The 24,678-nt window shown below is 70.5% G+C and carries 24 protein-coding genes; 17 read left to right on the top strand and 7 right to left on the bottom strand.

The window, feature by feature from the left end; all coding sequences use genetic code 11:
• Window positions 1-22: 22 nt before the first annotated feature.
• The 5 genes from AC30CM_RS05695 to AC30CM_RS05675 form a co-directional block, all read right to left on the bottom strand.
• Window positions 23-463 carry a response regulator gene (locus tag AC30CM_RS05695; RefSeq protein ID WP_490115851.1) on the bottom strand — a complete coding sequence of 147 codons (441 nt, stop codon included), beginning with the start codon at window positions 461-463 and terminating at the stop codon, window positions 23-25.
• Window positions 463-2,151 (bottom strand): sensor histidine kinase, encoded by a 1,689-nt coding sequence (locus AC30CM_RS05690; RefSeq protein ID WP_490115850.1) that lies wholly within the window; start codon window positions 2,149-2,151, stop codon window positions 463-465. The genes AC30CM_RS05695 and AC30CM_RS05690 overlap by 1 nt, the downstream gene beginning before the upstream one ends.
• Window positions 2,148-3,335, bottom strand: coding sequence for a PP2C family protein-serine/threonine phosphatase (locus AC30CM_RS05685; RefSeq protein ID WP_490115882.1), 1,188 nt, complete (start codon window positions 3,333-3,335; stop codon window positions 2,148-2,150). Before AC30CM_RS05685 ends, AC30CM_RS05690 begins: the two co-directional genes overlap by 4 nt.
• 62 nt (window positions 3,336-3,397) lie before the next feature.
• Window positions 3,398-4,504, bottom strand: a complete 1,107-nt coding sequence (locus tag AC30CM_RS05680) for an FAD-dependent oxidoreductase (RefSeq protein WP_490115849.1) — start codon at window positions 4,502-4,504, stop codon at window positions 3,398-3,400.
• Window positions 4,501-5,526: a DUF1295 domain-containing protein gene (locus tag AC30CM_RS05675; protein WP_490115848.1), complete on the bottom strand. Its 1,026-nt coding sequence runs from the start codon at window positions 5,524-5,526 to the stop codon at window positions 4,501-4,503. The genes AC30CM_RS05680 and AC30CM_RS05675 overlap by 4 nt, the downstream gene beginning before the upstream one ends.
• Window positions 5,527-5,624: 98 nt before the next feature.
• Between AC30CM_RS05675 and lipE the strand changes: the two genes are divergently transcribed.
• From lipE to AC30CM_RS05655, 4 genes are all read left to right on the top strand, one after another.
• A complete protein-coding gene (gene lipE / locus AC30CM_RS05670; RefSeq protein ID WP_490115847.1) occupies window positions 5,625-6,872 on the top strand; it encodes a lipase LipE in 1,248 nt (415 codons plus the stop codon).
• 287 nt (window positions 6,873-7,159) lie between these two features.
• Window positions 7,160-7,777 carry a sigma-70 family RNA polymerase sigma factor gene (locus AC30CM_RS05665; RefSeq protein ID WP_490115846.1) on the top strand — a complete coding sequence of 206 codons (618 nt, stop codon included), beginning with the start codon at window positions 7,160-7,162 and terminating at the stop codon, window positions 7,775-7,777.
• A 99-nt stretch (window positions 7,778-7,876) separates the two neighbouring features.
• Window positions 7,877-9,067, top strand: coding sequence for an acyl-CoA dehydrogenase family protein (locus tag AC30CM_RS05660; protein ID WP_490115845.1), 1,191 nt, complete (start codon window positions 7,877-7,879; stop codon window positions 9,065-9,067).
• Window positions 9,060-10,265, top strand: a complete 1,206-nt coding sequence (locus tag AC30CM_RS05655; protein ID WP_490115844.1) for an acyl-CoA dehydrogenase family protein — start codon at window positions 9,060-9,062, stop codon at window positions 10,263-10,265. The genes AC30CM_RS05660 and AC30CM_RS05655 overlap by 8 nt, the downstream gene beginning before the upstream one ends.
• 85 nt (window positions 10,266-10,350) lie before the next feature.
• On the opposite strand, the gene AC30CM_RS05650 is transcribed toward AC30CM_RS05655, so the two are convergent.
• Window positions 10,351-11,037: a GAP family protein gene (locus tag AC30CM_RS05650; RefSeq protein ID WP_490115843.1), complete on the bottom strand. Its 687-nt coding sequence runs from the start codon at window positions 11,035-11,037 to the stop codon at window positions 10,351-10,353.
• A gap of 193 nt (window positions 11,038-11,230) precedes the next feature.
• Here AC30CM_RS05650 and AC30CM_RS05645 point away from each other — a divergent pair, with 193 nt between their 5' ends.
• The 9 genes from AC30CM_RS05645 (at window position 11,231) to AC30CM_RS05605 (ending at window position 19,022) form a co-directional block, all read left to right on the top strand.
• Window positions 11,231-12,232: an AAA family ATPase gene (locus AC30CM_RS05645; RefSeq protein ID WP_490115842.1), complete on the top strand. Its 1,002-nt coding sequence runs from the start codon at window positions 11,231-11,233 to the stop codon at window positions 12,230-12,232.
• Between the two features lie 7 nt (window positions 12,233-12,239).
• Window positions 12,240-13,097 carry a DUF58 domain-containing protein gene (locus AC30CM_RS05640; protein ID WP_490115841.1) on the top strand — a complete coding sequence of 286 codons (858 nt, stop codon included), beginning with the start codon at window positions 12,240-12,242 and terminating at the stop codon, window positions 13,095-13,097.
• Complete coding sequence (locus AC30CM_RS05635) at window positions 13,087-13,560, top strand: hypothetical protein (protein ID WP_490115840.1); 474 nt, start codon at window positions 13,087-13,089, stop codon at window positions 13,558-13,560. The genes AC30CM_RS05640 and AC30CM_RS05635 overlap by 11 nt, the downstream gene beginning before the upstream one ends.
• Window positions 13,551-14,510 carry a hypothetical protein gene (locus tag AC30CM_RS05630; RefSeq protein ID WP_490115839.1) on the top strand — a complete coding sequence of 320 codons (960 nt, stop codon included), beginning with the start codon at window positions 13,551-13,553 and terminating at the stop codon, window positions 14,508-14,510. Before AC30CM_RS05635 ends, AC30CM_RS05630 begins: the two co-directional genes overlap by 10 nt.
• Window positions 14,507-15,391 carry a vWA domain-containing protein gene (locus tag AC30CM_RS05625; RefSeq protein WP_490115838.1) on the top strand — a complete coding sequence of 295 codons (885 nt, stop codon included), beginning with the start codon at window positions 14,507-14,509 and terminating at the stop codon, window positions 15,389-15,391. Before AC30CM_RS05630 ends, AC30CM_RS05625 begins: the two co-directional genes overlap by 4 nt.
• A complete protein-coding gene (locus AC30CM_RS05620; protein ID WP_490115837.1) occupies window positions 15,388-15,990 on the top strand; it encodes a hypothetical protein in 603 nt (200 codons plus the stop codon). Before AC30CM_RS05625 ends, AC30CM_RS05620 begins: the two co-directional genes overlap by 4 nt.
• Before the next feature lie 9 nt (window positions 15,991-15,999).
• Window positions 16,000-16,662, top strand: a complete 663-nt coding sequence (locus AC30CM_RS05615) for an MOSC domain-containing protein (protein WP_490115836.1) — start codon at window positions 16,000-16,002, stop codon at window positions 16,660-16,662.
• A 122-nt stretch (window positions 16,663-16,784) separates the two neighbouring features.
• Complete coding sequence (locus AC30CM_RS05610) at window positions 16,785-16,952, top strand: hypothetical protein (RefSeq protein WP_490115835.1); 168 nt, start codon at window positions 16,785-16,787, stop codon at window positions 16,950-16,952.
• A 147-nt stretch (window positions 16,953-17,099) separates the two neighbouring features.
• Complete coding sequence (locus AC30CM_RS05605; RefSeq protein WP_490115881.1) at window positions 17,100-19,022, top strand: potassium transporter Kup; 1,923 nt, start codon at window positions 17,100-17,102, stop codon at window positions 19,020-19,022.
• Between the two features lie 6 nt (window positions 19,023-19,028).
• On the opposite strand, the gene AC30CM_RS05600 is transcribed toward AC30CM_RS05605, so the two are convergent.
• Complete coding sequence (locus AC30CM_RS05600; protein WP_490115834.1) at window positions 19,029-20,009, bottom strand: LacI family DNA-binding transcriptional regulator; 981 nt, start codon at window positions 20,007-20,009, stop codon at window positions 19,029-19,031.
• A 109-nt stretch (window positions 20,010-20,118) separates the two neighbouring features.
• On the opposite strand from AC30CM_RS05600, the gene AC30CM_RS05595 reads away from it, so the two are divergent.
• The 4 genes from AC30CM_RS05595 (at window position 20,119) to AC30CM_RS05580 (ending at window position 24,678) form a co-directional block, all read left to right on the top strand.
• Entirely contained in the window at window positions 20,119-21,627 is a 1,509-nt protein-coding gene (locus tag AC30CM_RS05595; protein WP_490115833.1) for an HNH endonuclease signature motif containing protein, read from the top strand.
• A gap of 207 nt (window positions 21,628-21,834) precedes the next feature.
• Complete coding sequence (locus AC30CM_RS05590; RefSeq protein WP_490115832.1) at window positions 21,835-22,053, top strand: hypothetical protein; 219 nt, start codon at window positions 21,835-21,837, stop codon at window positions 22,051-22,053.
• Window position 22,054: 1 nt separating this feature from the next.
• Window positions 22,055-23,563 carry a sodium:solute symporter family transporter gene (locus AC30CM_RS05585; protein WP_490115831.1) on the top strand — a complete coding sequence of 503 codons (1,509 nt, stop codon included), beginning with the start codon at window positions 22,055-22,057 and terminating at the stop codon, window positions 23,561-23,563.
• Window positions 23,560-24,678 carry a class II histone deacetylase gene (locus tag AC30CM_RS05580; RefSeq protein ID WP_490115830.1) on the top strand — a complete coding sequence of 373 codons (1,119 nt, stop codon included), beginning with the start codon at window positions 23,560-23,562 and terminating at the stop codon, window positions 24,676-24,678. Before AC30CM_RS05585 ends, AC30CM_RS05580 begins: the two co-directional genes overlap by 4 nt.

Raw genomic sequence — 24,678 nt, 5'->3', positions numbered from 1 at the left:
GGCGCACCAGAAGACGGCGTGCTCAGTGCTGCGGCAGCCGCACGACCTGGACGAAGAACTCGTCGATCTGCCGCACGGCGCTCATGAACTGATCCAGGTCGACCGGCTTGGTCACGTAGGCGTTGGCGTGCAGCTTGTAGCTCTTGAGGATGTCCTCCTCGGCCGACGACGTGGTGAGCACCACCACCGGAATGTGACACAGGTCGGCGTCGGACTTGACCTTCTCGAGCAGTTGTCTGCCGTCGTACTTCGGGAGGTTCAGGTCCAGCAGGATCAAGTCCGGCCGCGGCGCGTCGGCGTAGCGGCCACGCTTGTAGAGGAAGTCCAGCCCTTCCTCGCCGTCGTGCGCGACGTGTAGGTTGTTCTTGATCTTGTTGTGCTCGAAGGCTTCGCGGGTGATCAGCTCGTCGCCGGGATCGTCTTCGACCAGCAGGACGTCGATCGGGCGGGCGGAATTGGTCATCATCGTGGGCCTTTCGGTTCGACCGTGGGCTGGTGCGCCACGGCGTCGGACGTGATGGCCCCGGTGCTCTCCAGGGTCTCGGCGGGCAGGGTTTCGGCGGGCAGGGTTTCGGCGGGCAGGGTCTCGGCGGGCAGGGTCTCGGCGGGCAGGGTGCCCACCGGTGCGGGCAGCGTGAACCGGAACCGGGTGCCGTCGGTGTAGTCGGTGTCGATCCAGATCGTGCCACCGTGGTACTCGACGATCTTCTTGCACAATGCCAGACCGATGCCGGTTCCGCTGTAGGCATCCCGACCGTGCAACCGCTGGAAGATCACGAACACCTTCTCGGCGAATTCCTCGGCGATCCCGATGCCGTTGTCGGACACCGTGAACACCCAACCCTCGGTGGCCGGCGCGCAGTCGATCTCGATGCGTGGCGGCTGTCCCTCGCGGCGGAACTTCACCGCGTTGCCCACCAGGTTCTGCCACAGCATCGTCATCAGGGTCGGGTCCCCCACCACCGTCGGCAACCCGGCCGCAGGCCGCACGACGCGGGCACCGGACTCGTCGATGGCGGCAGCCAGGTTCACCAGCGCGCCGTCCAGGGCGGCGTCCAGGCTCAGCTCGGCATGCTTGGCGTTGAGCCTGCCCACCCGCGAGAAGGTCAGCAGGTCGTTGATCAGCACCTGCATCCGCTTGGCGCCGTCGACCGCGAAGCCGATGTACTCGACGCCGCGCTCGTCGAGCTGATCGCGATAACGCTTCTCGATCAGCTGGCAGAACGACGTCACCTTGCGCAGCGGCTCCTGCAGGTCGTGCGAGGCCACGTAGGCGAACTGTTCCAGTTCGGCGTTGGAGCGGCGCAGGTCCACGGCCTGCTCGTCCAGCAGCGCCCGCGCCGCCTGGGCCGCGTCGAGTTCGGCGACGATGCGCTGTCGCATGTTCTCCACGTCGGTACCGATGGCGCGGATGTCCTTGGGGCCACGCGGTTCGATGCGGGCTTCGAAGTCGCCCTCGGTGATGCGCCGACAGGACGTGGCCAGCATGGTCAACGGCCGCGTGATCGCGTTGCGCACCAGCACCGCCAGCAGCACCGCGGTGAGCAGGAGCACCACCGCGATCGCCACCAGCACGCCGTCGCGCCAGTCACGCACCCGCTCGACCTCTGCGACGCCGGCGTCGCGGGCGGCCTGCAGATGTTCGGACTGCACGTCGAACTGTCGCCGGAGACCGTCGAACTCGGTCTTGCCGCGGTCGATCACGGCTGGGTCCACGGGGGCTGCGGCACCCGGCCGGATGCTCGCGATGAGGGGTTCGGCGTACTGCCGTCGCCACTGCTCGGCGGCTTGCTCCACCGCGTCGAGATCGGCCATCAGCTCCGGCTTGTCGGAGAGCCGCTCGGTCATGGCCTCCACTGCGACGCGCTCCTGCTGGCGGCCGTCGAAATAGGGCTGCAGGAACTGCCGATCGGCGGTGATGGCGTACCCGCGCGTGGCGGTCTCTTGATCGCGCAACGCATTCTGCAGCCGATAGGACGCCACGCGGGCCGGCTGGATGTCGTCGATGAGTTCGTTGGAGACGTCGTCGGTGCGATCGACCAGGATCGCACCGGCAATCGCGCCCGCCAGCACCACGATGCCCGTCAGCAGCAGCACCAGGTTCTGCCAGCCCTGCACGGTCAGGCGACGCCCGCCGTATGCGTTGGTCACCCCAGTGTCCTCTCGACGCGCACCACGGCGATGTCGTCGGACAGGCCGCCGTGCGACTTCGCCCGCTCCCCCGCTCCGTCGATCAGCGCCTGCACGAACTCGCGCCCCGGCAGGTTCGCCACCGACCGGGCCAGGTCCAGCAGGCCGTCCTCCCCGAGCCGCTCGTTACCGCGCCCGGAATGCCCCTCGAAGATGCCGTCGGTGAGCATCAGCAGCGCCTGCCCGGGACGCAGCTCCAGCTGCGTCATCGGCCACTCCGACGCGCCGAGGCCCAGCGCCGGCCCCGCGGGCGGTTCCAGCCAGTCGACGGTCCCCGACCCATGCAACAGCATCCCCGGATGGCCGGCCCGCACCGCGGAGAAGCTCAACCGGTCGGGTGCCAGGGCGATGCTCAACACCGTCGCGAAGATACCGCTGCTGACCGGGCTCTCCGCCCGCAGCAGCCGCTCGAGCTGGCGCATCCGCTCACTGCCCCGCAGACCCGCGAACGTGAGGGTGCGCCACCCGATGCGCAGCGCGACGCCGAGCGCTGCGGCGTCGGGACCGTGCCCTGCGACGTCGCCGACCATGACGTGCACGGTGCGATCGGGGGTCTGGACGAAGTCGTAGAAGTCGCCGCCCAACAGCGCGTTGCGATGACTGGGCTGGTACTGCGCGCAGATCTCCACCCCCGGCTCGTCGAGCAGCAGCGGCGTGGGCAGCAGACCACGGGCCAGCCGAGCGTTCTCCAGCGCGGTCAACTCGGTGGCGCGCAGGGCCATGGCGGTCAGCTCGGCGCGCTTGCGTTCGATGGCGTAGAGCAGCGCCCGGCGCAGCACGTCGGGGTCGACGCGGCCCTTCACGAGGTAGTCCTGGGCGCCCGACGCCACGGCCGACACCCCGAAGTGTTCGTCGATCAGACCCGTGAGCACGACGATGGGAATCGACTCGTCACGTTTGGCGATGCGATCGAGCGCGGCGATCCCGCTGGCGTCGGGCAGGTTGAGGTCCAGGAGCACGCAGTCGGGCCGGAACGTCCCGAGTTCGGCCTCGGCTTCGGCGATGGTGCGCACCCAGACGACCCGGATGTCTGCGGAGGAGTCCGCGATCAGCTCCTCGACGAGGAGGGCGTCCGCTCGATCGTCCTCGACCAGCAGCAACGACAGTGCGCGCCCAGGCGCGGCAGGGTCGAAGTCAGGGAGCATGAGCACGGCGTGCCATGTGAACGGAAGTGACGATGCAATGACAATACCGAGGTGACGTTCGGCTATGCGTCGCGCACGCCGCGATAGATGCCGCGTCGCACGATCCACGGCACGAGGACGTTCTCGAACGCCCAGGCCGGCACCCGAAAGGCCCGGCCATTGGGGGCGTATACCTCCAGTCCCTCGCGCTGGATGCCGAGCACCGATCCCCACCGGGTGCGGGGCGGCCGGTAGGACTTCAGCGGCCGGTCGGCGAGTTCGGCGAGGACGTTGTGCGCCAGCAAGCCGTCGGCCCGGTTGCGCGCCGAGCTGCGCTGCGGATCCGTCGCCGCGACGTCACCGACGGCGAACACCCCCCGATGGCCGGGCACGCGCAGGTGCGGGGTGACGCGGACGAAGCCGGCGTCGTCGAGCAGGTCCGGCGGCAGCCAGTCGGTGTTGGGGCGCACGCGACCCACCGTCCACAGCACGGCGTCGGCGGTCGCGGGTGGCTGTCCGGTGCTCCACCGCACGGGACCGGTGGTGATGTCGGCGCCGACGTCGCCGTCTGGCAGTTCGGCACGGTGCCCGGGATGTCGACGCACACCCGCCTGGTCCAACTGGGCGCAGATCCGTCGCCACGTGCGCGGGTGGTAGGCAAGCAGGGCCCGCTCGCCCGGGTAGTACAGGTCGACCTGGGTTTGCGGCCACGTCGTCTTGACGTTGGCCGCCGCGCTCACCGCCGCGGCTCCACCGCCGACCACCATCACCGACGACGACGCGGCGAGCCGGTCGCGGACGGCCGTGAGGTGCGCGTCGATCTCGGCCCGGGTCTGCAGTCCGGGCTGGCGCCAGAAACCGTTGGTCACTCCGGTCGAGATGACGAGCGCATCGAAGGGTTCGTCACGGTCGGCGCCGTCGGCACCGCGCACGGCGACGGTGCGCCGGTCGAGGTCGACGCCGGTGAGCGTGCCGTGCACGGTGCGCACGCCGTCGAGACCGCGGTAGCGGTCGAAGGAGATCCAATTGTGCCGCGCCCAGTGCTCGGGTCGGCTGATGCGCCAGCCCAGTTCCTGACCGCTCAGCAGTCCCGGCTTGGTCGAGATGCCCACGACGTCGACGTGCTTGGCCAACCGGATCGCGGTCAGCAGGCCGCTGTCACCGAGCCCGGCGATCACCACGCGCGTCATCGCGGGGGCCCACCGGTCCGCTCCGGCCGCGGAGGCCCACCGTTCCGCTCCGGCCGCGGAGGCCCACCGTTCCGCTCCGGCCGCGGAGGCCCACCGTTCCGCTCCGGCCGCGGAGGCCCACCGTTCCGCTCCGGCCGCGGAGGCCGGGGAACGAACGTCGACACCCGCTCCATCACCTGCCGGTACTCGGGGCGACGCGCCAGGCTGCGCTCCTCCATCATCGGGATGCTCGCGCCGAGGAACAGGGCCAGCATCACGGCCGCACCGGCCAGCAGCCACCAGGACGTGGGCGCCGCCGCCATCCCGAACAGGCCGACCGACAGCCAGAAGCCGAACTCGCCGAAGTAGTTCGGATGCCGCGACCACGCCCACACCCCGCGTTGCATGGCCTCACCCGGCGCGCGGACCGCGGCGAATCGGTGCATCTGTACGTCGGCGACCAACTCCAGGGTCACGGCGGCCATGCCGATCACGAACGCCACCACCGCCAGCCACGGCACGCCAGGACCGGGACGCGTCACGGCGACGTAGGCCGGGACCATCCCCAGGAACACCTGCAGCGTGGGGATCAGGTGGATGGCCACCAGGTCGGCACCGAACTCCCAGCGGCCGGCCCTCTCCCGGAACATCGGGTAGCGCCAGTCCTCGTGGTGCAGTCCGGGGAACGCGTACACCCAGTTGCCGGTGAGGCGCACGGCCCAGTAGCCCACGACGATCGCCAGCAGCGTGCCGCGTACGGGGTCGACGGTGCCGTCGGCGCTCAGCCACCAGTAGGCGAGCAGCAGCGGCGGGATCACGCTCCAGTACGCGTCGTAGAAGCTGGAGTTGCGGTAGGCCCGGCTGAATGCGAACACGACGAGGGTCGCCAGCACGTCGGCGATCAGGGAGTCCAGCCACGGCCGTCCGGTGCTCGGCCCCCACCACAGCCAGACGACGCCCACACCGACGGCCACCACGTAGGCGACGGTGACGATCGCCAGCGACGCCCCCTTGGATCGCGCGGACGGCTCGGCCCTGGTCATGCTCTCCCCCGGGTTCGGAAGGCGAAACTGTAACACGTTCTAGTTGCGTGCGGTGGCGGATTTCCCGGCCCGCGACCACCGTCGCCTACCCTGGCCACGTGTCCGACGCACCTGCCGATTGGCGCATCCGCGTGCCCTCCGACCTGGCGGCCGTCACCGACGTCGGCGCCGAGGACCACTCCGGCGTGGGCGCGGCGCCCGTCGAGCGGATCTGGGACGCCGCCCGGCACTGGTACGCCGCCGGCATGCACCCGGCCATCCAGGTGTGTCTGCGTGTCGACGGCCGCACCGTGCTCAACCGCGCCATCGGGCACGCCTGGGGCAACGGCCCCGGCGAGTCGCCCGATGCCGAACGCGTTCCGGTGCGCACCGACACCCCGTTCTGCGTCTACTCGGCGGCCAAGGCCATCACCACCACCGTGGTGCACATGCTGGTGGAGCGCGGCGCGTTCTCGCTCGACGACCGCGTGTGCGAGTACCTGCCCAGCTACACCAGCCACGGCAAGGACCGCACCACCATCCGGCACGTGGTCACCCACAGTGCGGGCGTCCCGTTCGCCACCGGTCCGCGCCCCGACCTCAAGCGCATGGACGACAGCGCGTACGCCCGGGAGATGCTGGGGCAGCTCAAACCCATCCACGCGCCTGGCCGGGTGCACCTCTACCACGGGCTGACGTGGGGTCCGCTGATGCGCGAGATCGTCTCGGCGGCCACCGGCCGCAACATCCGCGACATCCTCGCCACCGAGATCCTGGAACCACTGGGGTTCCGCTGGACCAACTACGGTGTGGCACCCCAGGACGTTCCACTGGTGGCGCCCAGCCACGTCACGGGCCCGCCGATGCCTGCGCCCATGGCGAAGGCGTTCACGATCGCCGTCGGCGGCACACCGCAGCGCATCATCCCGTTCTCGAACACCCCGGCGTTCCTCACCAGCGTCATCCCGTCGTCGAGCACGGTGTCGACGGCCGACGAGCTGTCCCGGTTCGCCGAGATCCTCTGTCGGGGAGGCGAACTCGACGGGGTGCGCGTGCTCTCACCCCGCACCCTGCACACCGCCACGCGGCAGGCGCGACGGTTGCGACCCGACATCGCCACCGGCTTGCAGCCCATGCGGTGGGGAACCGGATACATGTTGGGCTCCAAGCACTTCGGACCGTTCGGAAAGGGTGCCAGTGGCGCTTTCGGCCACACCGGGCTGACCAACATCGCGGTGTGGGCGGACCCGGATCGCCGGCTGTCGGTCGGCATCGTCAGCAGCGGCAAGCCCGGCGGGCACCGCGAGGCCAACCGCCATCCCGCCCTGCTCGACGCCATCAACGCCGAGATCCCTCACGCGCGGTAGCCGATCGATTCGGCCGGGTCGCCCGCGCAGTGGCGGTGCACCCCAACGATCTCCATCCGATCTCCACGAGATCTCCATGTGACGCTCACGCGCCGAGACGAGCATTGACGTCGTCACGGCGAGTGCGATCCGACTCCAACGGCGGTGTCGGAGGCGAGCACTCGCTCCATGCGAACTGCACGTCCGCGACGCGTGACCGGGTGGAACCCACACCCGTTCCGCGACCACGGAGTGCAGCGGCCACGGCGCCCGGCAGGGACGTCGTCGCCGTCGAAAGGGAACGGTAGATGCTGCCCCTAGATCCATCCGACGTCATCGGAACCGCCCCGTCCGAGCAGACCGAGCGGCCCGACACCCGCCGGTTCACCGACGAGGTGCTGCCGCACGGTGCGTACCTCCTCGGTCATGCCCTCGGACTGACTCATCAGCGCAGTGACGCCGAGGACCTGGTGCAGGACACCTTGATCAAGGCATGGGTGTCGTTCGGCACCTTCCGGGAGGGCACGAACGTCAGGGCCTGGCTGTACCGCATCATGGCGAACACCTGGGTGGACGGGCACCGGTCGTCCCTACGGCGCCCCGCCGAGCGGCTCCACGGCGACCTCACCGATCCGCAGCTGACCAGCCAGGCCGGCCTGGACGCCAGCTTGCCGTCCGCGGAATCCGAGGCGCTGCAATCACTTCCCGGTGAGGCCGAGGCCGCGCTGCGTGCACTGCCGCTCGAGTTGCGGGTCATCGTGTACTACGCCGACGTCCAGGGATACCGCAACACCGAGGTCGCCGAGATGCTGCACATCCCGGTCGGCACGGTGGGTTCGCGCCTCTTCCGGGGCCGCCGCCGACTGCGCGCGAGGCTGGCCGGCCGCTGCGATGTCGACGGCCACGGGGCGCCCCGGTCTGCCTGAACGGCGTCGTCTCCCGGCTCGACCAGCGGGAATCTTCCCGGACGGGCCAGTTTCGCTGCGGGGCTATCTTGACGGGTGTCGATTTCCTATCGTGGCCGTATGCGCAACGATGCCGACCGGGTCGCCGACCTCGCCACGCGGGTGGTCGCCGAGCATGATCCGAAGACCGTCCCCATCACCGAGTACCTCGGTGCCTGTTACGACGCCGGGCTGTCGTGGGTGCACTTTCCCGAGGGCCTCGGCGGCATCGGCGTCTCCCGCGGCCTGCAGGCCGTCGCCGACACGATCCTGCAGGGTGCGGGCGGTCCGGTGCCGCTGGGGTTGAATCCGATGGGGTACGGCATGGCCGCTCCGACCATCCGCGAACACGCGCAGACCGAGGACGTCAAGCGCGAATGGCTGCGGCCGCTCGCGACCACCGAGCACATCTGGTGCCAACTGTTCTCGGAGCCGGGTGCGGGTTCGGACCTGGCGGGGCTGGCGACGTCGGCGGTGCCCGACGGCGACGAGTGGGTGATCAACGGCCAGAAGGTGTGGACCAGCCTGGCGCACCGGGCCCGCTGGGGTCTGCTGCTCGCCCGCACCAATCCCGACGTCCCCAAGCACAAGGGATTGACGTACTTCGTCGTCGACATGCACGGTCCCGGCGTCGAGACGCGGCCACTGCGGCAGCTGACCGGGCAGGCCGAGTTCAACGAGGTGTACTTCACCGACGCGCGCATCCCGGACGCCCACCGCTTGGGCGACGTCGGCAACGGGTGGAACGTCGCGATGACCACGTTGATGAACGAACGCAGCGCGCTCGGCGGCAGCGGCAATCGCCGCGGTGCGGGCACCATCGCCGAGGCGGTGTCGCTGTGGGCGTCGCGCCCGGATCTGCAGACGCCCGTGCTGCGCGACCGGCTGACGCAGCTGTGGCTGCGCTCGGAGGCGCAGCGGCTCACGTCGGAGCGCTCACGTGCCGCGGCCACCGTCGGTGGTCCCGGGCCGGAGGGGTCGATCGGCAAGATGGTCGGGGCCGAGCTGAACCAGCAGATCTACCAGTTCTGCATGGACCTGCTGGGCCCGGAGGGACTGCTCTACGAGAGCTATGACTTCTCCGACGAACCCCGCTCGGAGGCGGACTGGCGCGGACCGGTGCAGCGCCGGTTCCTGCGCAGCCGCGCCAACACGATCGAGGGCGGCACCTCGGAGGTGATGCGCAACATCCTGGCCGAACGCATCCTCGGTCTCCCTGGTGACTTGCGTGCCGATGCGGGCATGCCGTGGAAGGAGGTGCCGCGTGGCTGAGGAGCTTGCGGATCAGCCCAACAGGGTGGCTGAAGTGGCTGAGGAGACCGAGGTGACCGGGACGGCCGACGCGCAGCGGGAGTACGTGTTCACCGAGGAGCAGGGCGAGTTGCGTGCCGCAGTGCGCCGGTTCTGCGCCGAGCACGTCGGCGAGCAGGCGGTGCGCCGCATCATGGCCGCCGATCCGCCGCACGACCCCGCGCTGTGGCGTCGTCTGGGCGCCGAACTCGGGATCCTCGGCCTGTCGGTCCCGGAAGCCGATGGAGGCGTCGGCGGTTCGTTGATCGACCAGGCCGTCGCCGTCGAGTGCCTGGGCGCGGCGCTGGCCTGCGGACCGGTGTTCGGCACGGTGTTCCTGGCCATTCCGGCCTTGGTGGCGGCACCCTCCGGAACGGCGCGCGACGAGTTGCTGGCCGGCCTCGTCGAGGGCGACCGCACGGCGGCGTTCGCGTTCGGCGATGGCGTCACCGCGTCGGGCGACACGGTGACGGGTTCGGTGCCGCAGGTGGTCGACGGCAGCTACGCCGACGAGATCCTGGTGGCGGCCACGTCGGCCGACGGGCTGGGCCTGTACGCCGTCGACGCGACCGGGCCCGGGGTCACCCGGACGCGGCTGGCGACGATGGACCAGACGCGCGATCAGGCGAACGTCGAATTCGCTTCCGCACGGGCGCGTGTGATCGCCGGGCCCGAGGAGGCGCCTCGGGTGCTGGAGCACGCCGAGCACGTGGCGAGGGCGCTGTTGGCGACCGAGCAGGTGGGCGCCGCAGCGCATCTGCTGGACCTCACCGTGGAGTACGCCAAGACCCGCTGGCAGTTCGGCAGGCCCATCGGATCGTTCCAGGCCGTCAAGCACGCGCTGGCGGATCTGCTGGTGGAGGTGGAGCACGCCCGCTCCACGGCGTATCACGCGGTGTGGGCGCTGACGGATGGTTCCGACGATCCGGCGTTGGCGACCGCCATCGCCCAGGCGGTGTGCTCGGCGGCGCTGTCACGGGTGGCCACCACGGCCATCCAGGTGCACGGCGGCATCGGGTTCACCTGGGAACACCAGGCGCACCTGTACTTCAAGCGGGCGGTCACCGATGCCGCCCTGCTGGGCTCGGCCGAGCAGCACCGCGATCGCGTGGCGGCGATGGTGCTCGACTCCGCGACGCCGGAACGTACCCCGCGCGTCGCCGACGGGCTGAGCGCCTGACCCGCGAGCAGACGCATGTGTCCGCGTTCACCTCGGGTTTCGCGGACACATGCGTCTGCTCGCGGGGAGACTGGGGCGCGGCGACTCACCACAGCACTCGGTAGTTGACCAGCGCGCCCACCACCAGCGCCACCCCGAGGACGAGGAACAGGGTCCGCACCACCGGCGGCCCGAAGCGCGTGAGCGCGCGCACGATGCGGTGCTGGATCCGCCGGGAGCGGATGGTCCGCACGGTCGAGAGCCCCAGCACCAGCATCGACGGGATCAGCGCGACCGCGCAGTAGACGACGATGACGGCCGGCCACACCGCATCGAGCGCCGCGTGCGTCGAGAGCAGCGCCAGCGCACTGAGGTAGGGCACCGACGTCGGCGCCTGTCCGAAGCCGATGACCACACCCACCACGCCGAACAGCCACGGGTTGCGGCGTGCCGCCTGCAACGCCCACGCCGGCGGGGTGATGGTGCGGGAGCCGCCGGTGAACGCCGCCACCGCGACGAGCACCAGTCCGAGCACCAGCTGCGCCCAGTACCGCACGGTCGGCGTCACGTCGAACTCGGCGCGCTGGCTCAGCAAGTTCAGCCCCAACACCGTGACGATGCCGAACGTGGTGGCCGCGACGAACACGCCCAGGATGAAGCTGACCCCGGCAGGCAGAGGGGAACGCCTGCTGAGCCTGCTGTCGTAGACCACTGCGGTGGTGACGCCGAGGTTGAGCACGTTCAGCGAGTCCAGGAACGCGAACCCGACCAGGGGCAACAGGAGAGCCAGCATGACGCCCATGAACCTACCGACCTGGGGTATCCCCTGCAGATGCAGACCTTCCTGCCGCATCCCGGCTGAGCGTCGTCGGCGGCGCCCCTCGACCGCACACGCCTCGGCAAGCGACGCGCCGAGACCGGGAGCGCCGGGTGGGGAGTGGACGCGCGGGCGTGAAACGCGGACATCCGGGTAATCACGATCGGTCATGACAGCAGCCCGCAGCCAACTCGACCGTGCCGATCTCGACACCGCCCTGCGCACCGTGGACGCGGTGGCCTCGGCGTTCTCCGCCAAGGTGGTGGGCCAACTGCATCTGCGCGAGTCGATGCTGGTGGCCCTGCTCGCCGGGGGTCACCTGCTGATCGAGAGCGTCCCGGGCCTGGCCAAGACCACCGCGGCCCGCGTCGTCGCCGAATCCGTGCACGGGGAGTTCCGCCGCATCCAGTGCACGCCCGACCTGCTGCCCAGCGACATCCTCGGGACACAGATCTACGAGGCGCGCACCAACTCGTTCGCCACGCAGTTGGGCCCGGTGCACGCCAACCTGGTGCTCCTCGACGAGATCAACCGGTCGAGCGCCAAGACGCAGAGCGCCATGCTGGAGGCCATGGAGGAGCGGCAGACCACGATCGCCGGCGTCGAGTATCCGATTCCCGAGCCGTTCCTGGTGATCGCCACCCAGAACCCCGTCGACCAGGAGGGCACCTACCCCCTCTCGGAAGCACAGACCGACCGGTTCATGCTCAAGGAGCTGGTGGGCTACCCGACCGCCGACGAGGAGGTCGAGGTCATCGCCCGCATGGATGCGGGGCTGTTCGACCGCGAACATCGCACGCCGCCCGCCGTCGGTCTCGACGACGTGCGTCATGCCCAGCGGGTCACCGCGGCGGTGCACATGGACCGCGCGTTGATCGCGTACGCCAGCCGCCTGGTGGAGGTCACCCGCTTCCCCGACGAACACCTGCCCGCAGGCCTGGCCCGGCTGGTCGAGTACGGGGCCAGCCCGCGGGCCACCATCGCCTTCTGCCGCACCGCCCGGGCGCTGGCGCTGCTGCGCGGGCGCGGCCACGTCATGCCCGAAGACCTTGCCGCGCTTGCCCACCGCGTGCTGCGGCACCGTCTGATCCTCGGTTTCGAGGCGGCCAGCCAACGCATCACCGCCGATACGGTGGTCGACGCCGTGGTGCGCGCCGTCCCGGTCCCCTGACGCGCTCGTGGGCACGCATCTCGACCGCGCCAGGGCGCACTTCGGACGCGACGTCGGCGGCCTACTCGACGGCGGTCGGTATGCGCTGATCCACTCGCGCAGTTTGGAATTCGACGACCTGCGGCCTTACGTGCGCGGTGACGACGTGCGCGACATCGACTGGAAGGCCACCGCCCGGTCCGGCGACGTGCTGATCAAGCGCTTCGTCTCGGAGAAGCACCACAAGATCTTGGTGGTGGCCGACGCGGGTGTCGACATGTCCGCGGTGACGCCGACGGGGGAACGCAAGCGCGCCGTCGCGGCGACGATGATCGGCGCACTGGGGCTGGTGACGTTGCGTCGCGCCGACGAGATCGGCATGGTGTTCGGCGATGCCAGGGGCAGCGTGGACATCCGGTTGCGCCGCGGGGAGACCCACGTGGAGTACCTACTGGAGCACTACCTGGACCATGCGACGCGCCGTCCGGGGCCCAGCGACGTCATGACGCAGTTGCGGTGGGTGGCCGAGCACGTGCGACGCCCCCACCTGGTGGTCGTGGTCTCCAGCGAACCCGACGTCGACGACGACACCGACGAGTTGCTGCGGCGCGTGCGCAGTCGCCACGACGTGATGTGGGCGATGACGGTCGACCACTCCGCCGTGGCCGACGACGTGCCGGGGGTCGACGTGACCACCGGCGCGCGCCTGCTCGGCGATCTGGGCGGCGACGTGGTGCGGGCCTATGAGGAGGCCGAAAACGAACGCCGACAACGACTCCGGGACACCATGAACTCGCACGGTGTGCCGTACGCGCTGGTGGAGAGCAGTCGTGGCGTGCGCGCGGGCCTGATCGGCATGGCAGAGGTGTTCGCGCGTGCCGGATGACCTGCTGCGGTTCGTCACCGGGCCGGATCCGGTGCCCGCGACGTGGCTGTGGGCTGCGGCCGCGCTGGCCGTGGCGCTGATCGTCTGGTACGCCTGGTTGTTCGCGTGGACCCGGCCCAGGACCTCGGAGCGGCCGCCCGGCATGCTGGCGCGCACCCGCGAGTCCGTGGCACGGCGGCGCTTCGCCCGCGAGGTCCGTCGCATCGGCGAGCGTTGCGAGCGCGGGGAGATCACCGCGGCGGCGGCGGGCGCCGAGCTGAGCACTGCGCTACGCGGCTTCCTGCAGCACGTCACCGGGACGCCGGCGCGGTACCTGCAGGTCGACGAGATGGCCGACGGGGTGCTGGCGCCGGCCGCCCCGATCCTGGCTCGCATCAACGACGTTCAGTTCAACGATCGGTCGGGCGAGGATGCCCGCGCGCTGAGCGCCGCCACCGAGGAGTTGATCCTGTCGTGGAGTTGAGGTGGTGGTGGGTCGTCATCGCGGCGTGCGTGGCGCTGGCCGCGGGCATCGTGGTGGCGATGCTGGGATCGGTGGGCCGGCAGGGTGCGGTGCGACCGCTGGCCAACGTGTCTCGGCTGACCAGCTTGCCCGCCTACGTTCGGGCGGCGCGCCGACGCGCCGTCGCGACGGTGGCCACGGTGGCGCTGCTGGGCATCGCGCTGACGGCGTCGGTGGTGACCGCGGCGCGGCCCACAGGGCTGCCGACCGCGGCGCTCGACACCGCCACGGCGCAGCCCGAGGACGTCATGGTGTGTGCGGGGGCCACGCCCGACGACCCGGCGGTGGCCGCGGCCATGCGCTGGTTCGCCGGACTGATCCCGTCGTTCGACACCCAGCGCATCGGGTTGACGTCGCTCAACCGCCGCGTGGTGCCCATGACCCGCGATCACCAATTCGCGATCGGCCGGTTCGCCGAGTACTCCAGCTTCGCTGCAACGGGTTTCGCGCCCGCGGTGGCCTACGCGAACTACGCGCCGCACGTCGACGACGTGCTCGCGCTGTGCATCACCGGCTTTCCCGGGTTCGAGGCCGTCGGCGCCCAACGCCGTTCGCTGGTGTACCTGGGTCCCGGGACCCTGCCCGGTGACGATCGACCCGCGGTGTTCGACGCCGAGCGACTGCGTGACCTGGTCCGCGCGGCCGGCGTGCAGGTCAACGTGGTGACCAGCGATCCCCCCAATCCCGGCCTCGCCGATCTGGCGGCGGCGACGGGCGGCCGCTCGTACCGTCTCGCATCGGGGGTCGCCGGCGCCCTCCAGGACATTCGGGAACACCCACCGGCGCCCACCGACCGATCCGGGCCGCAGGTGCGTGCCTCCACCCCCGATACCCCCGACGCTCCACTCGGCATCGCGCTCGTCGCGCTGGCGGGGCTGGCACTGATCCCGCTCACCGGGTGGCGGCCATGACGTTTCATCCGATCGTGCATCCCGTCGTCCTGGCCATCGTCGCGGTGGCCCTGGCGGTGGGGTGCGGCGCGGGGTGGCGGCGGGCGCGCCGGTCGTCGGCAAGGACGTGGCGTTGGGCGGGCATGACGGTCGCGGCGGGCCTGCTGCTGCTCGCCGCGACGCGTCCGGTGCTCGGGGACGACGAGCGGGCCACGCCGGCAGGCGCCGCCGACGGGCAGCCCAACGTGTTCCTGGTGATCGACCGCTCGCCGGCCATGGCGGACGAGGTGGACCGCACGCGCACCGACGTCGAGTCGGTGCTGGACCGCTATCCCGCCGCGCGCGTCGCGGTCATCGCGTTCTCGTCGACGCCGCGGTTGGAATGGCCACTGTCGGCCGACGTGTGGAGTCTGCGGCCCGTGCTGGGAGCCATGACGCCGTCGCCGCCCTCGGAGCAGGAGGTGACGCAGGCCAACGCCGGTGCGGCGGGAAACGTGTTGCGGTATCAGCTGATCGGTGCGCGACAGCAGTTCCCGCGCGCGCAGAACCTGGTGTTCTACTTCGGTGCCGGCGCGCCGGGCAGCGAGGTCCCGCAGCGGGAGTTCAACCTGGTCGAGGGGTCCGTCGACGGTGGCGCCGTCGTCGGCTACGGACCGGCGCAGACCGAGCCCGCATTACGCGCCGTCGCCGGGCAACTGGGTGTGCCCTACGTGGCGTCGGGCGACGCTGCCATGTTCGACGACGCCGACCCGCCGTCTGATCCCGGTGCGCTCACCGGTGCGGCGCAGCCCACCGAACTCTATTGGGGGCCTGCGATACTCGCGGCGCTGCTGGTACTCGTCGAACTGGTGCTGACGTTGCGCGAGGTGCGGGCGGCCAGGGCCCGGGTGGTGCTGCCGTGAGGCGCCGGTTGCTGCTGTGGTCTGCGCCCGTGGTGTTGCTGGTGATCGCGGGCATCGTGGCGCTGTGCGGGGTGACGTGGCAGGAGCGGCGCGCGGCGGATGCGGTGCAGGCGGGTACGGCTGCGGTGGCCGACGGTGACCTCGATGCCGCGGAGCGACAGTTCGCCAGGGCCCTGGACCTTGCCCGATCGTGTCCCGCCGCGGTCGACCTGGCGCTGGTCGGCGAGACCCGCGGCGACCAGTCGGTGGCGGCCGGCGACGGGCCGGGTGCGCTGCGGCGTTACCGGGCCGCACTGGCCACGGTCACCGCGGCGCCCGATGCGTGCTTCGCCGGCAACGCCGACCCCGACCCGCAGCGCCGGGACGTCCTGGCCACGTCGGCCGACCGGTTGCAGACCAAGATCGCGACGTTGGAACGTCCCCTGCCGCCGCCACCCGTCCCGCCCCCACCGCCACCCGCGGGACCGCCGCCGCCCGCCGCCGCCGCTGGGGCGGCACCGGAGCCCGGCGACACGCCGCGCGTGCTGGCCCCCGGCGCGCCCCTGGACCAGCTGGGGCAACTGCTCGGCGACGCGGCAGGCGTGCGCGGCGCACCGTAATCTGGTCGCATGGCGAGCGTTCTGACGGTCAACACCGCGCACGTCGGGCCGGGAGTGAGTGCGGCCACGACGGGCATCGACAAGCGGCCCGTGGACGGCCCGGTCGAGGTGCGGCCGCCGGGGTCCATGCGCAGCGGCCTCGGCAGTGGGCTGGTCGGTGACAGCATCGGCAACAAGCGCTTTCACGGCGGTGACGACCAGGCGGTGTACGCGTATGCCCGCGAGGACCTCGACGCGTGGCAGCATCGGCTGGACCGGGAGTTGCCCAACGGGGCGTTCGGCGAGAACGTCACCACCTCGGGTGTGGACGTCACCGGCGCCGTGATCGGCGAGCGGTGGCGCATCGGCTCGGGCGGTCTGGTGCTGGAGGTCACGCGGCCCCGCACCCCGTGCAAGACGTTCGAGGTGCGCCTCGGCATACCGGGCTGGATCAAGACCTTCACCCATGGCGGCTCACCCGGGGCCTACCTGCGGATCATCGAACCGGGCCGCGTTCGGGCGGGCGACGCCGTCGAGGTCGTGCACCGGCCCGATCACGGCGTGACGATCGCGACGGTCTACCGGGCGGTGATGCTCGAGCCGGATCTGATGCCCGGCCTGTTGGTCGCCGACGCGTTGCCCGAGCCGCTCAAGCGGCAGGCCCGCAAGCGTGTGGGCACCGTCACCTCGTAACGCGGATGAAACACGGTCGGTCCCGGGTTCTACCAAGCGGGTTCCACGAAACAGGTGGAACGGAACGTCGTGGAAACACGTCAAACGCAGTGGGAACACAAGTCAATAGGGAGTGACTAGCAATGAAGAAGTTCGGTTTCGCCTCGATCGTCGCCGGTGGCATGGCTGCCGCGGTCCTCGGACTCGCCGCGCCCGCTCAGGCCGGCATCGACCACCACACGTGGCTCGACCAGATCAACACCTCGGCCAGCGCGCCGCACGTCGACACGAGCGTGCACCAGAGCCGCTGACCTTCGGCGTCACGGGGTTCGACGCGGGGCACCCAGGAAACTGGGTGCCCTTTTGCGTGTCCGGCCCGCGAGTGCGGCCTCGGCCGCCGAGGTGGTGGCATACGATCACCGCGCCACCCGCCGACCGAGGGAGACGCCGTGACCGCCATCGCCGAGCGTGCGGCACCCAGTACGCACGTCCCCCGGTTGTCCACCGGCATCGTGATCGGCGCGCTGGGCGTCGTCTTCGGTGACATCGGCACCAGTCCGATCTACACCATGCAGACGGTGTTCAACCCGGGCGATCCGCATCCCGTCCCCCTGTCGGAGAACAACGTCTACGGCATCACGTCACTGATCTTCTGGTCGGTGATGGTGATCGTCACGCTCACCTACGTGACCCTGGTGATGCGCGCCGACAACAACGGCGAGGGCGGCATCATGGCGCTCATCACGCTGTTGCGTCAACACGCCCACGGTCGCGGCCGCCGCACCACCTACGTCCTTGCCGCGCTTGGCATCTTCGGGGCCGCGCTGTTCTTCGGCGACAGCATGATCACCCCGGCCATGTCGGTGCTGTCGGCGGTCGAGGGGCTCAAGATCGTCGAACCGGACATGGCCGACTGGATCGTGCCGATCACCGCGGTGATCATCCTGGCGCTGTTCTCCACCCAGCGCCGCGGCACGGCGCTCGTCGGACGGTTCTTCGGCCCGGTGATGATCCTGTGGTTCGTCACCATCGGGGCGCTGGGGGCCATCGGCATCGGCCACGAGCCGGAGATCCTGAAGTCGCTCTCCCCCTGGTACGCCTTGACGTTCATGGCCCATCACGTGCACATCGGGTTCTTCGCACTGGCCGCCGTGGTGCTCTCGGTCACCGGCGCCGAGGCGCTCTACGCCGACATGGGCCACTTCGGCCGCAAGGCCATCACCATCGGCTGGCTGGGCATCGTGCTGCCCGCGTGCACGCTGAGCTACTTCGGGCAGGGGGCACTGCTGCTCTCCGATGAATCCAAGATCAGCGGCCCGTTCTTCCTGCTGGCGCCGGGCTGGGCGCTGCTCCCGCTGGTCGTGCTGTCGACCGCGGCCACCGTGATCGCCTCCCAGGCGGTCATCACCGGCGCGTTCAGCGTGGCCTCACAGGCGGCGCAGCTGGGATATCTGCCGCGGCTGCGTATCGCACACACGTCGGCGTCGACCATCGGCCAGGTGTACGTGCCGTGGATCAACGGGCTGTTGATGGTCGGCGTGCTGATCCTGGTGTTCGCGTTCCGGTCGTCGGAGGCGCTGGCCTATGCGTTCGGCATGGCGGTCACGGGCACCATCACCATCACGACGACGCTGTTCCTGTATTACGCGCACACGCGGTGGAAGTGGCCGCTGTGGGCGGTGATCCTGGGCGGCGGTGCGCTGCTGACGGTGGACCTGCTGTTCTTCGCGGCGAACATGACCAAGCTGGTGCACGGCGCGTGGTTGCCGCTGCTGATCGGCGTCGTCGCGTTCGTCGTCATGACGACGTGGCAGCGCGGTCAGCGCATCGTGACGCGCAAGCGCTATGCGGTGGAGGGACCATTGCGCCCGTTCGTCGACAGCCTGCTGCACTACGACCCGCCCCTGACCCGCATCCCGGGCACCGCGATCTTCCTCAATCGCGGTGCCGAGACGGCGCCACTGTCGTTGCGGACCAACGTCGAGCACAACCGCATCTTGCACGAGCACGTCGTGATCCTGTCGCTGGACACCGAACCCGTTCCGCGCGTTCCGGACTCGGAACGCATCACGGTGGACGACCTGGGCCCGCAGGACGACGGCATCATCTTCGTCAGTGCCCGCTTCGGCTACATGGAGCGACCCGACGTGCCTGCCACGCTGCGGTTGCTGGACCCCGAGGAGACCGACGGCGCGATCGACCTGGAGCACGCCTCGTACTTCCTGTCCAACCTGGAACTCGTGGTGTGCCGGGAGCCGTCGATGGCGCCTTGGCGGACACGACTGTTCGTCGCGACGTCCTACATCGCCGCCGACGCCGCGGCGCACTTCAACCTGCCGGTGGACCGCACGGTCATCGTGGGTGCGCGCCTGGAGGTCTGAGCCGGGTCACGCCGTGCGGACGCGCACCTTCTCGAAGCGGTGCAGGCCGGTGGCGGTGCCGGCGATCGCGGCGGAGAGCACGCCGACGGCCTGGCGGCCGAACTCCCACGGCGACAGGTCCACCGCGGTGAGGCGCGGGTTGTCCAATTCACTTGCCGGATCACTGCTCAACGCGGCCAATCCGAATTCGGGCCCCACCTCGATGCCCAGTCGTTCCAGGATGGTCTGGCACCGGCCCGCGAATCCCTGGGGTCCACACACCAGGGCGTCGGCGCCCGCGCCTTCGACGGCCGCCCGCACCGCCACCTCCAGTTGGTCGGCGGAGGCGCCCAGCGGGCAGGCGTGCACGTCGGGTGTGACGTCGTGTGCGGCACACCAGTCGAGGTAGCTCTGCTGGACGTCGTCGGCCCACGACGAGAAGAACCGTTGGTCGGATCCGATGAACGACGGTCGCCGGAAACCACTTTGGCGGAGGTGGTCGAGCACGGTGCGCGCCAGCTCGGAGTGCGGCGCCTCGATGACCGCCAGCACCGCATCCGCCAGCTCGGCCGGCGGGCGACCTGCGGTCACCATGGGGATGCCTGCCTCGACGAGGCGTTCGAGCATCGGGTCGCCGGGCAGCGGATCCACCGCCACCACGCCGTCCACCTGGAAGTGCCGGGGGCCGACGGCGGCGTCGCGGGCGAACAGCGTCAGATCCGCGTCGTGTTCGGCCGAGCCGTGGGCGGCACCGAAGGCGAACTCCATGTAGAAGCTGAAATTGCGTGCGACGGGCGGGATGTAGAGGCCGAACGCGCCGACGGTGCGGCCCCGTAGCTGTCGGGCGGCGCGGTTGGACACGTAGCCGAGTTCGCGGGCGGCGGCCGCCACCCGGTCCGCGGTGGCGCGCGACACCCGCCCACCGCCGTGCAGGGCGTCGGACACGGTCGTCTTGGACAGCCCCACGTGGGCTGCGATCTCGACGATCGTCACCCGCCGCGCTGCCATGGGCGTCATGGTAGCCACCGTCGGCAGCCGCCGAGCCACTCGCTCGACGAGGACCTTGCCAGGAAACCGACTCGGCCGCGATGTCAGACCTCGAATGTATGTTCGAAGCGTGCGGGCGGGGATCGTGGGCGGGGCGGTGGCAGAGGCGGTGGCAGCGTTGCGCGCCGCCGTCGACGCGCTGGCCGCCTGTGACCTCGAATCACTCGACGCCGCCGAGCGGGTGGAGCTCCTCGCCGAGCTGGAGACCCACCGCTGTCGCATCCCCGCGCTCGAGCACCGACTGATCACTTCCCTGGATGCCGACACCCCGCCATCGCAGTTGGGCGCCAAGAGTCTCGCCGATGCACTGCAGACCCGGCTCAACCTGCACCCCAGGGAAGCCAAACGCCGCGTCGCCGTCGCCGCCGACCTCGGGCCCCGAAAGTCCCTGACCGGGCAGCCGATGCCACCCACGCTGCCCGCGACCGCGATTGCGGTGGCGCACGGGGTGATCAACGCCGACCACGTGACCGTGATCCGCGACGCCGTCGCCAAGATCCCCGGCCACGTCGACCCCGTGCAGCGGTCGGGGTTGGAGGTCGCGTGGGCGCGGGCGGCCACCACCGTGGCGCCGCATCAGTTGGCCACTGATCTCACGCGTGCGCTGTACCTGCTCGATCAAGACGGGCCGGAACCCGCCGACGAGGACGGGGTGCGGCGTCGCGGCATGACCGTCGGCAAGCAGGCCGCCGACGGCACCGTGGCGGTGAACGTGGTGATGACCGCCGCGGCCTGGGCCGCACTGGAGGTGCTGTTGGCGAAGTTCGCCGCCCCCGGCATGTGCAACCCTACCGACACCAACCCGTGCACCTCTGGCACACCGAGCCAGGCCCAGATCGACGCCGACGACCGCACCCTGAGTCAACGGCGTCACGACGCGTTGGCGTTCCTCCACCGCACGGCGTTGGAGAAAGGGGATCTGGGCCGGCTCAACGGGATTCCCACCGCGATCCTGATCCGCACCACCCTCGCCGATCTGGAGTCCCGTGCCGGCGTCGGGGTCACCGGCGGCGGCACCGTGCTCACCCGCCGCGAGATGCTGCAGCTGGCCGCCCAATCCACCACCACGGGATTCCTGACCCTGTTCGACGACGCCACCGGCAAGGTCCTCGACCTCTTCCAGACCCGCCGCACCGCCACCGTCGTGCAACGCCTCGCCCTGATCACCCGTGACGGGGGCTGCACCAAACCCGGTTGCACCGTGCCCGCCTACGGCTGCCAAGTCCACCATGCGGCCAAGGACTTCGCCGCCGGCGGCAACACCAACGTCAACGACAACGCCCTCGCCTGCGGCGCGGACAACCGCCTCGTCGGCACGACCGACGGCTGGACCACCCGCATCAACGCCCGCCACGAGGTCGAATGGCACCCACCCCCACTGCTGGACCGCGGCCAAACCCGGGTGAACACCTACCACCACCCCGAACGACTCCACCCACCACCGGGTGGCGGGGAAAGCGGCTGCGCGGCAGGAGATTCGCCACATAAGTCTCCGAGCGAAGGCATCGAGGCGGGCGAGCGCACCGACGCCGATGCGTGGGCGCGCGAGCACCATCTGCCACACATGGGCTCGCCATGACGGCGATCGTCGACAACGGCAGGTGACGGCTCCCGGCGGACCACATCCCCGCCGGAGGCGGCCTGCGGCCGGCCCCACGAGATCACGGGTCGCCGTCGGACCTCCATCCGGTCCACTCGGATCCAACCGGCGGCGGGGGCTTGACATCCGCGCGCCGTGACGCGAGTCTCACATGTGCCGGAACGTTCCGGCACAGAGGAGGCGGCGATGCACCAGCCCGACCGGACCGGCCCACCGCACCGCAGTCGCGGACGGACGACGACCGTCAACGTCCTGGCGATCGCCACGTTCGTGCTGCTGCTGTTCCCGCCGCTGACGTGGATCGTCGGCGGCTACGGCATCTGGTACTTCCTCGTCACCGGCACCCTCGGCGTGCTGGCGGTGGTGGCGATGTACCTCGTCGACGCCAAGGCCGGGAGGCGCTGACGTGAACGTGGTCATCGGCTACGGCGGCGTCGCGATCTTCATGATCGCGCTGTTCGTCGTCCTACAGCACACCCGCGGCAGCGCCGACTTCAGCGAATATGCCACCGCCGGGCGCTCTTTCGGTCCCATGTTCTCGGCCATGGCGTTCGTCAACACCTGGCTACCCGGCACGATCTTCATCGCCTTCGCCGGGCTCGCGGCCAAGTCCGGTGCCATCGGCTTCTACTTCGTCACCTATTCGCTGCTGGCCGTGGTCCTGATGTTCCTGCTGGCCGAGCCGGTGCACGAATGGGGCCGACGGTTCGACCTGCGCACCCAGGCGGACCTGCTCGGGCTGCGCTACGGGTCCACCCCGGTCCGGGTGATCGCCGCTGCCATCGGCATCATCGCGTCGTTCCCGTGGATCGTGCTCGGCATGCAGTCACTCACCCTGGTCTTCGAGTACCTGTCCTTCGGCACCGTCCCGGCCGCCGGCGCAGTCCTCATCGGGATCGCCGTCATCGTCGTCCGGCAGTGGTGGACGGTCCGGTTGGGTGCCCGCGGCCTGGTCATCGGCGACTTCGTGCAGGGCATCGTCGCCTACGTCCTCGGCACGGCGCTGATCCTGGGCCTGCTCACCTGGCTGCTCACCAACGGGCACGGCTTCGGCGACGTCGACCCCGCTCTGCTGACGCTGCCCGGGCCCGGCAGCGAGGACGGCCCGCTGTACCTGTTCGCCCTCGTCGCCACCGGCGCATTGGGCGGCTGGTGCTGGCCCGACATCTTCGTCCGGCTGTTCACCTCCAACAGCACCCACACCATCAAGCGCGCCGCGGTGCTCGCCTCGCCACTGCTGCTGATCTTCGGGTCCGCGCTGTGTCTGCTCGCGGTGGCGGCCTCGACGCTGCCCGGGGTCGCCGAAGCGCCCGACGAGGTCTGGTTCCTGGTGGCCGCCGTCGGCGGACCCGTCGTCCTCACCGTCGCCGGAGTGTGCGTGCTCGCCGCCACGATGGGCAACGTCGGAGCCAACCTGCAGGCGCTGGGCACGCAGATCGCCAACGACGTCGTGGGCGTCGCCCGCGGCGCCCGAGTCGAGGACGTCCGGTCCGGCAAGATCGCCGTCGGCGTCCTGACGCTGTTGGCCGGGGCCGTGGCGGTGGCGACCACCGACGTGTTGTCCTCGGGCATGGTGGCACTGGCCCAGGTGTCCTATCAGGGAATCGTGCAGCTGGCCCCCACCGTGTTCCTCGGAATCTTCTGGCGCCGCGGCAATGCGGTGGCCGCGTCGGCGGCCATGGTGGTCGGGTTCGCGACCGCGTGCGTGCTGCAGCTGGTCTACCCGATCGCCATCCCCGCACTGGGCGGGCTCACCTCGGGGGTCGCTGCGCTGGCCGTCAACGTCGCCGTGTACGTCGTCGTGTCCTACGCACTGCCGCCGTCGGCCGACGAGCGCCGCCGCGTCGACGGACTCTTCGACTCCCTCCGCCACCCCGCAGCCCCGCTGCCCGACACGACAGGACGACCACTATGACCGCGCGTCGCCGCACCGGATACGTCTGGCACGAACGCTACGCCTGGCACGACACCGGCACCCACGTCGGCATCTACCCCGCAGGTGGCTACAACCAGCCGCACATGACGTTCGAGAGCGCCGAGTCCAAGTCGCGGATGGCCGGACTGGTCGAGGTGTCCGGCATGGTCGACGAGATCACCCGCATCGCACCGCGGATGGCCACCCGGGACGACCTGCTGCGGGTGCACACCGCCGACCACGTCGACCGCATCGAACGCGAGAGCGCCGACCGCGGTGGCGACGGGGGCGACGGGTTCACGCCGTTCGGGCCGGGCTCCTTCGACATCGCGCGACTGGCCGCAGGCGGCACCATCGCCGCCGCCGAGGCCGTGCTCACCGGCGCGGTGGACAACGCCTACGCGCTGGTGCGGCCGCCAGGTCATCACGCCCGACGCGACCTCGGCATGGGCTTCTGCATCTTCTCCAACATCGGCGTCGCCATCGAGTACGCGCGCGCCCATCTCGGCGTCCGGCGGGTCGCCATCGTCGACTACGACGTCCACCACGGCAACGGGGCCGAGTCGATCTACTGGGACGACCCGGACGTGCTCACGGTGTCCCTGCACCAGGATCGGCTGTTCCCGCAGGACACCGGCGACGTCTCCGCCACCGGCGGTCCGGGCGCCGAGGGCACCAACGTCAACGTCGCGCTGCCTGCCGGCTCGGGCAACGGGGCGTACCTGGCCGCCATCGAACGGGTCGCCGTCCCCGCCGTCACCCGGTTCCGCCCCGACATCGTGTTCGTCGCAAGCGGATTCGACGCGAGCCCGGTGGACCCCCTGGGGTGCATGACGGTGACCTCCGGCGGCTTCCGGGACATGGCCAACGCCCTGGTGGGCCTGGCCGAGAACGTCTGCGGGGGTCGCATCGTGTTCTCGCACGAGGGCGGCTACTCGCCGGTGCACGTGCCGTTCTGCGGCCTGGCCGTCCTGGAGGCGCTCACCGGCCACCAGACCGGCGTACCGGATCCGTTCGCGACGAGCTTCGACGCCTCGCCTGCCCACCAACTGCAGCCGTGGCAGGACGCCGTGATCGCCCAGGCCGCGCTGATCGCGGAGGCATTGCGCATGTGA

The sequence above is a fragment of the Mycobacterium sp. DHQP2018-32-09 genome, assembly GCF_058148405.1.
Note: the sequence above shows the minus strand (reverse complement) of the source record. Positions and strands in the feature narration are given on the sequence as shown.

Excerpts from the sequence above, each read along its gene's own strand:
- AC30CM_RS05645 (WP_490115842.1), top strand. The coding sequence starts at position 11,231 with ATGACAGCAGCCCGCAGCCAACTCGACCGTGCCGATCTCGACACCGCC.
- AC30CM_RS05615 (WP_490115836.1), top strand. The coding sequence starts at position 16,000 with ATGGCGAGCGTTCTGACGGTCAACACCGCGCACGTCGGGCCGGGAGTG.
- AC30CM_RS05580 (WP_490115830.1), top strand. The coding sequence starts at position 23,560 with ATGACCGCGCGTCGCCGCACCGGATACGTCTGGCACGAACGCTACGCC.
- AC30CM_RS05650 (WP_490115843.1), bottom strand. The coding sequence starts at position 11,037 with ATGCTGGCTCTCCTGTTGCCCCTGGTCGGGTTCGCGTTCCTGGACTCG.
- AC30CM_RS05695 (WP_490115851.1), bottom strand. The coding sequence starts at position 463 with ATGACCAATTCCGCCCGCCCGATCGACGTCCTGCTGGTCGAAGACGAT.
- AC30CM_RS05590 (WP_490115832.1), top strand. The coding sequence starts at position 21,835 with ATGCACCAGCCCGACCGGACCGGCCCACCGCACCGCAGTCGCGGACGG.
- AC30CM_RS05685 (WP_490115882.1), bottom strand. The coding sequence starts at position 3,335 with ATGCTCCCTGACTTCGACCCTGCCGCGCCTGGGCGCGCACTGTCGTTG.
- AC30CM_RS05680 (WP_490115849.1), bottom strand. The coding sequence starts at position 4,504 with ATGACGCGCGTGGTGATCGCCGGGCTCGGTGACAGCGGCCTGCTGACC.
- AC30CM_RS05625 (WP_490115838.1), top strand. The coding sequence starts at position 14,507 with ATGACGTTTCATCCGATCGTGCATCCCGTCGTCCTGGCCATCGTCGCG.
- AC30CM_RS05665 (WP_490115846.1), top strand. The coding sequence starts at position 7,160 with ATGCTGCCCCTAGATCCATCCGACGTCATCGGAACCGCCCCGTCCGAG.
- AC30CM_RS05675 (WP_490115848.1), bottom strand. The coding sequence starts at position 5,526 with ATGACCAGGGCCGAGCCGTCCGCGCGATCCAAGGGGGCGTCGCTGGCG.
- AC30CM_RS05660 (WP_490115845.1), top strand. The coding sequence starts at position 7,877 with ATGCGCAACGATGCCGACCGGGTCGCCGACCTCGCCACGCGGGTGGTC.
- AC30CM_RS05610 (WP_490115835.1), top strand. The coding sequence starts at position 16,785 with ATGAAGAAGTTCGGTTTCGCCTCGATCGTCGCCGGTGGCATGGCTGCC.
- AC30CM_RS05600 (WP_490115834.1), bottom strand. The coding sequence starts at position 20,009 with ATGGCAGCGCGGCGGGTGACGATCGTCGAGATCGCAGCCCACGTGGGG.